General features: G+C 36.5%; 8 protein-coding genes. 3 read left to right on the top strand and 5 right to left on the bottom strand.

Going from position 1 to position 13578, the window contains the following annotated elements; genetic code table 11:
• Positions 1-125: 125 nt before the first annotated feature.
• Both RIB54_RS04410 and RIB54_RS04405 read left to right on the top strand, forming a co-directional pair.
• On the top strand, positions 126-1115 hold the full coding sequence (locus RIB54_RS04410; protein ID WP_350099462.1) for a CDP-alcohol phosphatidyltransferase family protein: 990 nt from the start codon (positions 126-128) through the stop codon (positions 1113-1115).
• Entirely contained in the window at positions 1112-2212 is a 1101-nt protein-coding gene (locus RIB54_RS04405; RefSeq protein WP_350099461.1) for a 2-aminoethylphosphonate aminotransferase, read from the top strand. The genes RIB54_RS04410 and RIB54_RS04405 overlap by 4 nt, the downstream gene beginning before the upstream one ends.
• A gap of 3 nt (positions 2213-2215) precedes the next feature.
• Here the strand turns inward: RIB54_RS04405 and RIB54_RS04400 are convergent, their stop codons facing one another.
• Together RIB54_RS04400 and RIB54_RS04395 are read right to left on the bottom strand one after the other, a co-directional pair.
• On the bottom strand, positions 2216-5488 hold the full coding sequence (locus RIB54_RS04400) for an ATP-binding protein (protein ID WP_350099460.1): 3273 nt from the start codon (positions 5486-5488) through the stop codon (positions 2216-2218).
• Between the two features lie 189 nt (positions 5489-5677).
• Positions 5678-6175 carry a glycine-rich domain-containing protein gene (locus RIB54_RS04395; RefSeq protein WP_350099459.1) on the bottom strand — a complete coding sequence of 166 codons (498 nt, stop codon included), beginning with the start codon at positions 6173-6175 and terminating at the stop codon, positions 5678-5680.
• Between the two features lie 771 nt (positions 6176-6946).
• On the opposite strand from RIB54_RS04395, the gene RIB54_RS04390 reads away from it, so the two are divergent.
• Positions 6947-9106 (top strand): glutamine synthetase III family protein, encoded by a 2160-nt coding sequence (locus tag RIB54_RS04390; RefSeq protein ID WP_350065184.1) that lies wholly within the window; start codon positions 6947-6949, stop codon positions 9104-9106.
• Positions 9107-9137: 31 nt separating this feature from the next.
• Here RIB54_RS04390 and RIB54_RS04385 read toward each other — a convergent pair whose 3' ends face one another.
• From RIB54_RS04385 to RIB54_RS04375, 3 genes are all read right to left on the bottom strand, one after another.
• On the bottom strand, positions 9138-10025 hold the full coding sequence (locus tag RIB54_RS04385) for an alpha/beta fold hydrolase (protein ID WP_350099458.1): 888 nt from the start codon (positions 10023-10025) through the stop codon (positions 9138-9140).
• Positions 10025-11683 (bottom strand): S41 family peptidase, encoded by a 1659-nt coding sequence (locus RIB54_RS04380; RefSeq protein WP_350099457.1) that lies wholly within the window; start codon positions 11681-11683, stop codon positions 10025-10027. Before RIB54_RS04380 ends, RIB54_RS04385 begins: the two co-directional genes overlap by 1 nt.
• A 187-nt stretch (positions 11684-11870) precedes the next feature.
• Entirely contained in the window at positions 11871-13523 is a 1653-nt protein-coding gene (locus tag RIB54_RS04375; protein WP_350099456.1) for a SulP family inorganic anion transporter, read from the bottom strand.
• Positions 13524-13578 lie beyond the last annotated feature (55 nt).

Raw genomic sequence — 13578 nt, 5'->3', positions numbered from 1 at the left:
CATCAGATTACCAGTCGCTTGTGCAGTCTATTTCAAACGTTTGTTTTAAAAGCTATTATTTTGTTTCTGTACAAGTTGTGGGTCGAATTCGGAACTGACTTTAAATTTATTTTTATTTGCAAGCCATGAGAGCATATGCCTATCAATGCAAAGACTATTCTTTACTAACACCTGTATTTAAGAAGATATTTGTGGAGCTGATTATAGGTTTTGTTCCGTGGGCTATACCAGCAAACATTATTACAATCATTTCCAATTGCTTTTTTTATGTGGCCCTTTATCTGTCTTTTGATCAGGAAGTGCTGGGGAAGCTCAATTTCATTGTAATTCCAATCTTACTTTTCGCCTATTTGATAGGTGACCATCTGGATGGTGCCCAGGCAAAGAGAACTGGTACAGGGTCAGCATTAGGTGAATTTTGTGATCATTATTTGGATGCATTCAATAATGGATTCTTAATGCTTATCATTTTTAATCTTTTTTCGATTACCAATATCTGGTTGGTAGCTGCGGTCGTGTTGCTTTCTTACCTGGCACACGTGGTGGTTTTCTATGAGCAGTTTAAGACAGGATGGCTAATTTTTGAAAAACTTGGTTCGCTGGAAGGGGTAATTTTAGGTTGTTTTTTAATTATTGCAGGCTATTTTGCCCCAGTTTACGATTTGTATCAAATGGAGTTGATTGGAGGATTGACTGCCATGGAAGTTATTATGATTTTAATTGGTGTTGGTTCGGTATTAACATTCATAAAGACAATAATGAGGACACCGAATGTTAGGTATAGTATTTTTATGTATTTAGTGATAATGATATTAATAGGTGGGCTTGGAGCATCCCTTTTTAGTCCTTCACAATTGGTTTTTATCATGACTCTGTATTCATCTGCATATTTGGGTAAGATTATGGTGGGTCATTTAATAGACGGCTTAGAAAGAAGCCCAGGCCTTTTTACACCATTATTTCTTATCATCATATTTACCATGCCATCATTGTATGAAGGCAATACTTTTTATGTATTGATGATATATTTATCAGTTAGTATTATACTCTTAGTTTATAGAACCTTTCAAAACCTGGGGCAATTCTGGGTTTGGACCAATCCTTCCCAAAAATGAAAAAAGTAGACAGAAAAATTTTATTAAATCCTGGTCCGGCAACTACTACTGATACAGTGAAAAATGCCATGGTGGTCGAAGATATTTGTCCTAGGGAAGAGGAATTTGGAGCGTTAATAGAAGGAATTAAGAATGATCTGGTAAAGGTTGTTCATGGTGAAGATGAATATATAGCAGCACTGTTTGCTGCCAGTGGTACAGGTGGATTGGAAGCGGCCATTACATCGGCAGTACCAAAAGGGAAGAAACTTTTGGTTGTTGAGAATGGTGCTTATGGTACCAGAATGATCAAGCTGGCTGAAACTTTTGATATTGGTGTGGTCAGATATCAATTAGAGTATGGTGATTATCCAAGTGTTGAGGCCATTGGAAAATTACTAAAGGAGAATGAAGATGTAAGCCACTTGGCTGTTGTGCATCATGAAACCACTACGGGAATGCTTAACCCTGTTCAGGAGATTTGTGATTTGTCACACAAGCATGGAGTTGAGGTTATAGTTGACTGTATGAGCTCTTATGCCGGTATTCCTATCGATGTTAAAAAGTGGCAGGCTGAGTACATAATATCATCTTCTAATAAATGTATTCAGGGAATGGCAGGGCTGGTTTTTGTCATTTTCAAATCTGATTTATTGCCTAAGTTAGGTGAGCAAAAAAGGTCATTCTATTTCAACATTTACAGCCAATACGTGGGTTTTGAGAAAACCGGACAAATGCAGTTTACCCCGCCAGTGCAGGTCTGTTATGCACTAAGACAGGCCATTGATGAGTATTTTGCCGAGGGTGAGGAAGGCAGATGGAGTCGCTACCAGAAAAACTGGGATGTATTGGTTGAAGGTTTGCAAGACATGGGTTTGAGCTTTTTGTTACCTTATGAGCAGCAGTCTAAAATACTGCTGGCCATAATAGAACCTAAGAATCCAAAGTACAACTTTGATGCAATGCATGATTATTTGTATGAAAAAGGATTCACTATATATCCAGGAAAAGGGGCAAAATCAGCAACTTTCAGGCTATCGGTATTAGGTGATCTTTACCCAAAAGATATTGAAGATTTTCTAGTTGCTCTCAAAGGTTATCTAACTTCCATTGCTTAAGGGCTATTTTGGAAACTTGACAAAAAAGGTGGTCTTATCGTTTGGTTCACTGGTCACCGATATTTCGCCATGCAGTTTTTCAACGGCTACTTTTACAAGATATAAGCCAAGGCCACTACCTTTTGATTGATCCGATCCTCTGAAGAACATATTGAACACTTTGTTTAAATGCGATTCAGCAATGCCCAACCCGTTATCAATTACTTCAATATAATAACTTTCTTTATCCTCATCTGCTTTGATAGTAATTTGATGATCGTTTATGCTATTCTTTCTAAATATAAGTGCATTCTCCATCAAATTGGTGAGCACAATTGTTAAAAGAAATGGATCTGATTTTACCTGAAGCGTGCTTTTTAAATCAAAAGAATATTTGGTGTCTCCACCTTGATCTAAAAAATTTATGTTATTTCTAACCTCACTTATCAGCACAGGTAGGTCAATCAGCTCTTTGTCAACTGTGGCATGAATAACCTCATGAACCTGGGTGAGTTTAGCCAGCAACTTGTTCATATCCTTTGCTACCAGCTCTATCAAGTCATAGTATTTACGATCATTCGAACTGGTTGACTCCAGCTTGGCAAGGGATGTTAAACCATGGATTCGGCTAATAGGTCCTTTAAGGTCATGAGAGGCACGATAAATAAACGTGTCAAGTTCTGCATTGGTTTGCTGGAGTTGTTGCAGTGTTTGCTTTATTCTAGATGTTCGCTGCTCTACCTTTTTCTCCAAAAGTGCATTTAACTCTTGCAGTTTTTTGTTGATGCTGAGAACTTCTTCCTGTGACAATTCCAGTTTTTGATTCTTCTCATTTATAGCATCTCTCTGATGAGAAATTTTCTCATTTTGCTCCTTGAGCAAGTCATTCTGCTTTTCTATCTCTTTTTTCTGGGAGATTACTTCAAAAGTTCGGTCTGCCACAATGAGTTTTAGCTTTTTGCGGTGCTGACGTACCCTGAAAGAATAAGCTAGTACAATAAACCAGATGAGCATGCCCCCACCTAACGTAAATAATACATAAGCCCATGAAGTCTGATACCAGGGTGCTAAGATTACAAATTGATAACGGGCAATGTTGCCTTCATGGTCATAGATGTTTTTTGCTTTTACTTTAAAAGTATAAGACCCTGCACTTAAGTTATTGTATTCTTTAATGTGCTCAGTGCTCCATGATGACCACTGTTTGTCATTGCCTTCAAGAAAGTAGCTATATTGAGTCCTTTCAGGCAGCTCATAAAAAGTAGAGGCATACTCAAAGCGCATTGAGTTTCTTTCGAAAGCTAAGGTTGGAATATAGTTTGATGGTTGATTGACCACGATTTTAGGTGCCAATTTTCCTGGTATAGGCTCTGAATATGTGCCATTAAATAAGGCAGAATCCAGATTAACAACTTTCCGGATTAGGGTGTTATAAGGGATAGTATAGTCTTTTTTGATGTTTTCGTCAAACCTATAGAGTCCATCTGGTGTGGCAAACCAAACGATTCCGTTTTCATCAGGAAAGATACTTGTTACTGTAGTGGTTACTATTCTTTTGAATGGGGTAGTGGACTGGCTAATAGTATCTCCTTTAAAAAAGGAAATTTTTTGAATTTCAGTGCGCCCTTCTTTGTTCTTAATTGCGGAATAAACCGTTGAGTCGTTAGTACTGGAAAGTCGTTTGATATCGCCCTTAATGCGATCGTCTTTTTTGAATGTATCTGTTATGCTGTCGTAGAGGTACAGTCCATCACTTGTACCTGCGTAAAGCCCTGAGGTTGTATATGCCAGAGCAATTTCATCAATTTCTGAAAGCCCTTGTGATTCATTATAAAGTTTTATTTCAGGATTTTCTGTTTCCACTCCTTCTATTTTATACACCCCTTCATCAACTGCTCCTATCCAGATATTTCCCATATCATCTTCGCAGACATCATGAACTACTTGATCTTTATTTGAGAATTGAATTAGTTCATTTTGACTAATTTTTGAATTTGTTATGGTTAATAGACTAATTCCTGTTGTTCGGCTGACAATTATACTGTTTGGTTTTGATTTTAGGTTGTAAACATGTGTTTCAGCTTGATTCTTTACAATCTCGAATGATAGATTATCATAAACTAAAATCAAACCTTGTTCGCTGGACACAACTAAAGCCTCCTTATTATCTTCCAGACTTATCTTTGATAGTGCCCATATTTTAGAGTTGATACCTCTAACTTTTTCAAACGAGGCACCTTTATTATAAAATAAGCCCTTGGTTGTTCCAATAAATAACTTGCCAAATGCTTTTCCAACCCTGTAAGGAGTACCCTCTAAGCCGCTATCCTTATCCCATAATTGGATAGGAGATGAAATTTCAAACATCGAAATATTTTCGGGCAATGAACACCATAAGTTTTGATGTGTGTCAATGTCGATGCCTTTGACAAAGCCATTGGCAAGTCCATTATTCGTATCTATTTTAGAAACAATATTTAAGCTGTCATTTAGAATTTGCATCCCACCAGAGATTGTGCCTATTGCTTTTATTTTACTTTTAAAACGATGCGAAAAAAGTTGATTTCTTTTAATAAAATCTGAAGTTTTTTCTTGAATTGGGCTTAGCAAGGAATCTCCCCTCAACTCGAAGATACCATTGTGTCTTGTTCCTAACATTTTACTTTTTTTTGTATTTAGTAAAAAGTTGAGATAATCTGATTTTAGGATTTCGGTACCAGCTATTGGTACTTCACCATCTTCAGTAAGTTTCACAATACCAGAATTGCCATTAATGATATAGGCGTTTTGGTCATCGGTTACAATCTTATTATGATATTCGTTTGAATTCCAGAAATTAATTGTTGATCCATCCCAGCGAAACACACCTTGTTTACTGTAGAAGTAAATGCCTTTGGTGTTTTCTGAAATACTCCAAACCGCAGAATTCAAATTAAATTCTTTAGGGAGTTTATCTTTTAAGGATATAAAAAGGAGATTTCCAGTTTCTGAAGATTCTAAGTAACCAAAGTCACCCAAGGCTCCAATATATATTTGGCCTACATTAGATTCATGAAGTGATAGAATTCCAAAATTGAAATGACGTTTCCAGTGAACCCCATCATATACGAGCAATCCATCGGTATTTCCAACATAAATCAGTCCTTCTTGACTTTGAATTATTTGCCAATTGGCAAGGCTAAAACCAGTTTCTTTGTAGCCAAAGTCACTTTGTAGGTACCGTGGATTGGATTCGTTTGATTGTCCAAAAAGAGTATTGGATGCGAGAAAAAGAAAAGTAAGTACCCTACTAATCATTTAATGTTGAGTTATGATCTTGTCCGTTTTTGAAAACATTATTGTCAGTCAATTGAAGTAGTGGTAGACAAGAATAACAAAAAACTGCTTATTTAATCTATTACTTTAAGGTAAGAGTTACAACCATGTAATAAAAAAGGCCATTAAGGGTTAATTTCCTTAATGGCCTCTGAAAAGCTTGATTAAATACTAAGCCTTTTTAATTGAATTTATATATTCAGTAGTGTACTTATTGGGTAAAATGTCATACCATTTCATTAAAGTTTCAGAACCCAAATGATCATAGATAAGGCTGAACTGCTTTTTCATACTTTCTTCGTGCTCTTTTAAAATCCTTGATGGATTTGCCTCAAGGGCAAGTTCAAATGCCTCCTTTTCATACCTTGGAGTGGGTTGATGATGAATAAGCTTTTTGAAATTGGTTAGACAAAAATCATAATATTGACGAGTATGAAGTATAAATGTATGCCACATTTCATCTATAATTTGTAAGGGCTTATCGATAAAGACGCTGTCTTCAGACTTTGATGCCAGGTAGAGCCATTTCTTGGTCTCTTCAAAAATCTCTTGAGCTTCGCAATAAGACACAGCATACCGATCCATAAAACCCAATATAATGTTTTCTTCGTTTTTACACTCTAATGATTCTAAATCAATGGAGTCTAATTCATTTTCAAGTAAAGCCATATCTATAATATTGAAATAGTGATAATTAAAATTTTACTACTGCTTTCGGTATCCAGTAAAATTTATTTCAAAATTAGTCATTTCCTATAGCTTCACATCTAATGCAGTCAGATGAAGAAATTACATTATTAGTAATATATTTCGAATAAAGATTATTGATTAAATCATTTTTTGAATTGTTTTTTGTGTTAGTTTTAGTAGTAGTTGTTTTCATGATTTTTCGATTTTTAGTTGTATTTAAATTTGGCTGCGAAGTTATATGAACAAAATTTAATATCCAACTCTCATGAAATAACCAAATATTTACCCGCGTAAACTTTGAATAGTACAATAAAGTTATTTTCGTGAAATAATTATATAAGAGGTTGGTAATATTCTTAATGACCTTTATTATGTTAAATGGATCATATTAGATTTTTCTTAATATTTTTCGAAAAAAAATCAAAACATACTCAAAATTTTCAGCGGATTTTCGATTTTCAGTTGAAATCTCAGATAAGATGCATTAATTCAAAGGTGAATTTCATCTTGGTTTATTCAACGCATTTTGATAGTTGTTGATCTAAATATGAAGTCTTCTGTAACTGCATCGATAAACCTTAACTTTTATTTCTAATGCGAAAGTTTTTGACGATTAAGGTTAAAATGACAGCTACTTTTGAATTTTTAATAAAAATTTTTTAAGAATTGGGCATAAAAAGACCTAGTGATTCAAATTCCTTATATATTTGTGAGCATTAAGTATCTTATACTCAAAACATAAATCACTACATGGCACATTTAAGATTTAAAGCACTTGATTTGGCTAATAACAGGCCTAAAGTTCAAGTTGATTCTAACGGTAAAATTTCAGAATATTTTGCTTCGGATGTTTTCGGTCTGCCTCAGATGCAGGCAATATTATCTCCTGATGTTTTCAAGAAGGTAAAGAAAATCATTTATGATGGATCAAAAATAGATAACGAAACTGCTGATGCTGTTGCATCTGCAGCTAAATCATGGGCATTAAGCAAAGGTGCTACTCATTTTACCCACTGGTTCCAGCCATTAACCGGATCAACAGCTGAAAAACACGACACCTTTTTTGATGCTTCTTCTGGCATTGAGAGATTTAAAGGAACTGCATTGGTTCAGCAAGAGCCTGATGCATCTTCTTTTCCTAATGGTGGTATAAGAAGCACATTTGAAGCGCGTGGTTATACTGCATGGGATCCTAGTTCTCCAATGTTTATTTATGGAGTAACACTGTGTATACCAACTGTATTTGTGGCTTATACTGGTGAGGCTCTGGATAATAAGGCTCCTTTGTTGAAAGCTGTTGAGGCTGTAGATAAAGCTGCGACCCAGGTCTGCCAGTTATTTGATAAGAAAGTAAGCAGAGTAAAGGCTTCTTTAGGTTGTGAGCAGGAGTATTTTGTTATAGATAAAGCTTTATTCTCAAGCCGTCCTGACTTGGTAATGGCGGGTCGTGCAGTCTTTGGTCACAATCCGGCACGTGGTCAGCAGTTAGATGATCATTATTTTGGTTCTATCCCTCCAAGGATTTATGCCTATATGAAAGACTTCGAAACAGAAGCGCTTAAATTGGGCATTCCGGTAAGTACAAGACATAATGAAGTGGCTCCAAGCCAGTTCGAGGTAGCACCATTGTTCGAAGATATTAATGTGGCCACCGATCACAATCAGCTTTTGATGGATGTAATGTCCAGAGTGGCAGAAAGACACAGTCTTAAAGTATTGTTTCACGAAAAGCCGTTTGCTGGTTTAAATGGATCAGGTAAGCACAATAACTGGTCATTGATTACTGATACTGGTGTTAACCTTTTTCAGCCAAGCACTAGTGCAAGGGAAAATCTTCTTTTCTTAACATTCCTGGTTTGTACTATAAAGGCTGTTTATGAGCATGCTGAGCTTTTAAGAGCAAGTATTGCTTCTGCTGGCAATGATCATAGGCTAGGGGCTAATGAGGCACCTCCTGCAATTATGTCTGTTTTCTTAGGTTCTCAATTAACTGCAGTGTTAGATGAGCTGGAGAAAAACGGAAATATTAAAGTTGAGAAGGGTGATAACATCTATATGAAGCTAGGTATCGATAAAATACCACCGATCATTTTAGATAATACTGATAGAAACAGAACTTCTCCTTTCGCTTTCACTGGTAATAAATTTGAGTTTAGAGCAGTAGGAAGTACTGATAACCCAGCAACTCCAATGACTATTCTTAATACAATAGTTGCTGAACAACTTACAGAATTCTATCAACTGGTTGATAAGGATATGAAGAAGGGTACAGACAAGCGTTTAGCTATTGTAGGAGTACTTAGAAAGTATATCAAAGATTCAAAGGCAGTAAGGTTTGAAGGAGATGGTTACTCGGAAGATTGGGTAAAAGAAGCTAAGAAAAGAGGCTTGGCCAATGTGAAGGACACTCCTAGAGCATTAGATGCTTATTTAAGCAAAAAGTCTCGTGAACTATTTGCTAGTCAGAACATTATGAATGCTACTGAGCTTGAAGCAAGAAATGAAATTCAGTGGGAGAACTATATCATGAAGATTCAAATTGAATCTAGAGTAATGGCTGATTTGGTTCAAAATCACATTATTCCAACAGCTATTGCCTATCAGAATAAGTTGATTCAAAATGCCAAAGGACTTAAAGAGCTAGGGATTAAAAACAGCCAGGTTCTGAAAATTATAGAGTCAATGTCTGGCTATATAGAAACGCTTCAAGCAGAAGTTGAAAAAATGACCGATGCACGAAAGAAAGCAAATGTTATAGAAGATACAAGAGATAAGGCAATTGCTTACTGTGACGATGTAAAAGGCAAGTACTTTGAATCAATCAGATATGCAGTTGACAAACTAGAGCTAATTGTTGATGACGAGGATTGGCCACTGGTTAAGTACAGGGAAATGCTATTTTTAAGGTAGTAATTTGAGTTTTCAGTTTAAAAGGCGAGGGTTATTCCTCGCCTTTTTCATTTATATCTTCCAGCTGCTCTTTTATAGCATCTTCGATCAACTCGGGATTTGACCAGGGCACAAAATGATTCATGTCCTCAATGAGTACCACTTTAACCTTTGCATTTGAAAGCTGTTCCTTTGCAAAATCTGCATTGCCGGGAGGAACAAGCTCATCTTCCATTCCCTGAATAACAATTACTGGAATATTAATTTTTGACCAATCTGGAAGCATAAGTTCCAATTCATCTTTTAGGAAATAGATTTCATCATTGGTCACCCTTAATGAAACTGGTAATACCCACCTTAAAAAAGGAGTATGAAGAGGAAGTCTGAACCATGTTTCATCTGGCTCTAACTCAGGATCTATAGATGGTGCAACTAAAATAAGGCCATCTACCAATTCAGGATAGAGCATAGCAAGTTTGGCTACCATAGGTCCTCCTAAAGAATGACCTACGAGAATGTTGGGTGTATCGCTATACTTTTCTAAAAGCGGTTTAAGTAGTTCAGACTGCTTTTGAAGTGAGGGCTCACTATTTCCAAAATTAGAATAACCATAGCCAGGGCGGTCAACAGAAACCACTTTTGATCTAGTGTTAAGGTTATGGTTAGCCAGAAAACCAATAAATGCTGACCATGAGCCTGGGGCACCATGAAGAAATATAACTGTAGGAAGTGAATCTGAACCAACGGAGGCAAAATTGACTTTCCTCTTATTCACCTTGTAAGATTCAATAGTAGGTTTAAGCTCTGAGAATTTGAAGTAGTTATCTACTTCTTTTGGAGTCATCCTGAAACTAAAACAGCTAGAAGTAAGCTGAAAAGTTACTACAATAGCTAATACTGAAATACCGAATTTAACCTTTTTACCCAGCCTTACAGGCATTATTTTTTGCTTAAGATCTCATTATATTTTGCTGGGTTGTTTAGTATTTCAACAGACTTGGCAATATCTTCATCGTTATCAAAAGAAGTTTCTATTGAGCCTCTTTCCAGGTAATACCTCCCTGTGATTTCTTCTTCTAGCAATGTTTTTATTTGACTTTTAAAATCATCCAGATCATTGGCTTTGCTGGCCTCCAGAGTTTCTGTCAGTTCCTTAAGTCTGTCTTTGATATCTTCATAATAATTTTCCTCCAGGGCATTTTCCTCAAGCTTTTTCAGGTTATTCTCAACCTGAGTGGTATAGGAGTAGTCTTTATCTTTAAGCCATGCCTTGAACTCATCATACTCAGCATCAGTAAGTTTGAAACTTTTTGCGCTTGCTATTTTTTCATGGCTGTAGAAATATTGAGTAGCATAGTCGAAAATATGGCCTTTTGTAAATAGGGTATAGGCGATAGGTGAAAGTGTCTCTTTATTTATGTCAAAATCAGGATCAATGCCACCACCATCATAAACAGATCGCCCATTGACAGTTTTAAACTCAGCCTTAAGCGAATCAGGAACCTTACCAACGCTACCGTCTGCATTTCTGTGGCTGTAGTCCAATGCCTGGATGCATCTGCCACTTGGCGTGTAGTATTTGGCAGTTGTTACTTTAAGTTGTGCATTATAGGTGAGTGGCCTCGTAATTTGGACAAGTCCTTTTCCAAACGATTTTTGACCTATTATTATACCTCTGTCATAATCCTGTAGGGTGCCAGCCACAATTTCTGATGCGGAAGCACTACCGCTATTAATCAATACTACTAGCGGAATTTCAGTATCAACTGGTTGGTTTAGTGTTTTGTAAACTTGATTATGGTCTTCGATTTTACCCTTCGTGGCTACTACTTCCTGTCCTTTTGGCAAAAAGACATTCGTAATATTTACAGCTTCCATCAACAAACCACCAGGATTACCTCTTACATCCAAAATAATTTTTGTAGCACCTTCAGTTTTTAATTTAGTAACCGCGGTTCTAACCTCCTTGCCGGCATCAAGGGTGAATTCTGAAAGCTTAACATACCCAATATCATCAGTAACCATACCGTAATAAGGAACGTTACTTATTTTAACTTTTTCTCTTTTAAAATTTAAAATAATTGGTTCGTTATGATTGAACCGCTTTACAGTCAAACTAACATCAGAATTGGCTTGACCTTTCATCAGATCGCTGGCTTCTGACCTGTCCATATTGGTAACGTCAATATCATTGATCTTGAGTACCTCATCTCCAATCTTGAGTCCATTTTTTTGTGCAGAATAGCCCTCCATCACCATAACGATCATGATTTTACCATCAATTTTACTGGTAAGAGCTCCTATGCCACCATATTGTCCGGTGCTCTGAGTACGAAAGTCTTCAATATCATCTTCAGGAATATAATTGGTATATGGATCGAGGGAAGCCAACATGGCATCAATGCCGGTTTTGATCACTTTATTGGGGTTGACTTCATCAACATAAAGCGCATTGACTTCTTTAAAAAGAGTGGCGAAAATATCAAGATTTTTAGCTATTTCGAAGTAGCGTTCAGAAGGGTTGGCGAAAGCAAAGGCCGTAACAGTTAATATGATAATGGCTAATGTCGCTTTAATTCTTGTTGTTAGTTTATTCATGCTTTGAGAATTTCTTGAATATACGATATAATACCTGAAAAGGGTATGTTCTTTATATCAAACTGTGCGTTTGAGGAATGAACGGTTTTATAACGGAACTTCTGTGTAAAAAATTCAAAAAAAAAGAGAGCCGCTCATATTATTTTGAACGGCTCTCGATCTCTTTTAAATCAATTAAAAAGTGGACTTATGAATTAAACACAGTGTTCAAATAAGACTTTTTATCATTGTTTCCATTTTTTACATTATCTCTAAATTTCGCAACAGGATTACTCTTGTCTTCATCAAAACGACCTTTAATGGTCAATTCTATACCCGTGTTTTTTGCATGTATCTCAAAATCATTAATGATCTCGATAACATCTGGGTGAATGTATTTTGACTTAGTAATATCAAGCACAACTTTACTGTTGTCAGGTATCAAATTCAAAGTTTGCAGGATGCTGGCCTTATTAAGAAAAGTAACATTTTCTGATAACTCTATAAGGGTAGGTTCACCCTCTTCTCGCTTTTCAACAAAGCTAAATGGAGTATTGAGGTTTTTCCTTAGGATAAGGAAAACAGCCACGGCCATACCAATACCAATACCAACCAGTAAGTCGGTAAAGATTATACCTATTATAGTGATTACAAATGGTATGAATTGAGCTCTTCCTTTCGCCTTCATTTCCTTAAATACAGATGGCTTGGCCAGTTTGTAACCTACTAGAAATAGTATGGCTGCCAAACTTGATAGAGGGATCATATTCATTACTCCTGGTATCAGCAATACACTGAAAAGAATAAGGATACCATGAAAAAAGGCAGACATTTTGGTCTTTCCACCTGATTGTATATTCGCTGAACTTCTTACAATAACCTGTGTGATAGGTAATCCACCAATCAATCCGGAAATAACATTACCAGTTCCCTGAGCCAATAGCTCACGATTAGTTGGGGTAACATTTTTGTCCGGGTCAAGTTTATCTGTGGCTTCTACGCAAAGCAGAGTTTCCAGACTGGCAACAATGGCTATGGTTATACCAATGACAAGAATCTCCAAAGAGAAGACACGACTCCAGTCAGGTGTAGAAAAAAGGTTTAAAAAGCCCCCTTCCTGAGAAGCTATGGGAATAGTTACCATTTCATCCTGAGCCAAGTTGTAACCGTCCATTCCCAAGAACATATTGCCAAGTAATATACCTGTAACAACTACTACCAAGGGGCCTTGGATAAGTTGAAAAAGCTTGATTTTCTTCATAAAGCCCTGCTCCCAGAGTATAAGAATGACCATTGAAATTAAAGTAATAATGACCGCTGCTGGGTTGATATCTTGTAATGACACCCAAATTTCACTAAAAGTGTTTTCACCATCAGATTGGAAGAAAGCTTCAGCACCATCAGGAATAACATCATGACCTAATGCATGCGGAATTTGTTTAAGAATGATAATAATACCTATGGCTGAGAGCATTCCTTTAATGACTGAATTAGGAAAGTAATACCCAATAATACCCGCTTTACAAAAAGCAAGAATAATTTGAAAGATACCTCCAAGCACTACTGCAGAAAGAAACAGGGCAAAACCTGTTTGCATATCGAATACTCCTTCGGCATTAGTGCCTAAATCGGTAATGGAATCAGCAACTATAACGGCCAAACCTGCAGCCGGGCCACTAACTCCAATTTTAGAGCCACTTATCAGTGCCACCACTGTACCACCAATTATACCAGCTATAATACCTGAAAATAGAGGTGCTCCCGATGCCAGGGCAATTCCCAAACACAATGGAACTGCCACTAAGAATACTACAATACCAGCAGGGAAATCCGTTTTTAAATTTTTTAATAAATTGTTCATAAGTATAAAATGCATTAAAGGCACTTGCCTTTAAGTATTTGTTAGAAAAGATGTA

The organism is Fulvivirga sp. (genome assembly GCF_040218215.1).
Classification (GTDB): Bacteria; Bacteroidota; Bacteroidia; order Cytophagales; family Cyclobacteriaceae; genus Fulvivirga.
This window is presented reverse-complemented; position numbering and strand designations above follow the sequence as displayed.

Coding starts and splice junctions, on each gene's coding strand:
- RIB54_RS04410 (WP_350099462.1), top strand. CDS start 126: ATGAGAGCATATGCCTATCAATGCAAAGACTATTCTTTACTAACACCT.
- RIB54_RS04405 (WP_350099461.1), top strand. CDS start 1,112: ATGAAAAAAGTAGACAGAAAAATTTTATTAAATCCTGGTCCGGCAACT.
- RIB54_RS04400 (WP_350099460.1), bottom strand. CDS start 5,488: ATGATTAGTAGGGTACTTACTTTTCTTTTTCTCGCATCCAATACTCTT.
- RIB54_RS04395 (WP_350099459.1), bottom strand. CDS start 6,175: ATGGCTTTACTTGAAAATGAATTAGACTCCATTGATTTAGAATCATTA.
- RIB54_RS04390 (WP_350065184.1), top strand. CDS start 6,947: ATGGCACATTTAAGATTTAAAGCACTTGATTTGGCTAATAACAGGCCT.
- RIB54_RS04385 (WP_350099458.1), bottom strand. CDS start 10,025: ATGCCTGTAAGGCTGGGTAAAAAGGTTAAATTCGGTATTTCAGTATTA.
- RIB54_RS04380 (WP_350099457.1), bottom strand. CDS start 11,683: ATGAATAAACTAACAACAAGAATTAAAGCGACATTAGCCATTATCATA.
- RIB54_RS04375 (WP_350099456.1), bottom strand. CDS start 13,523: ATGAACAATTTATTAAAAAATTTAAAAACGGATTTCCCTGCTGGTATT.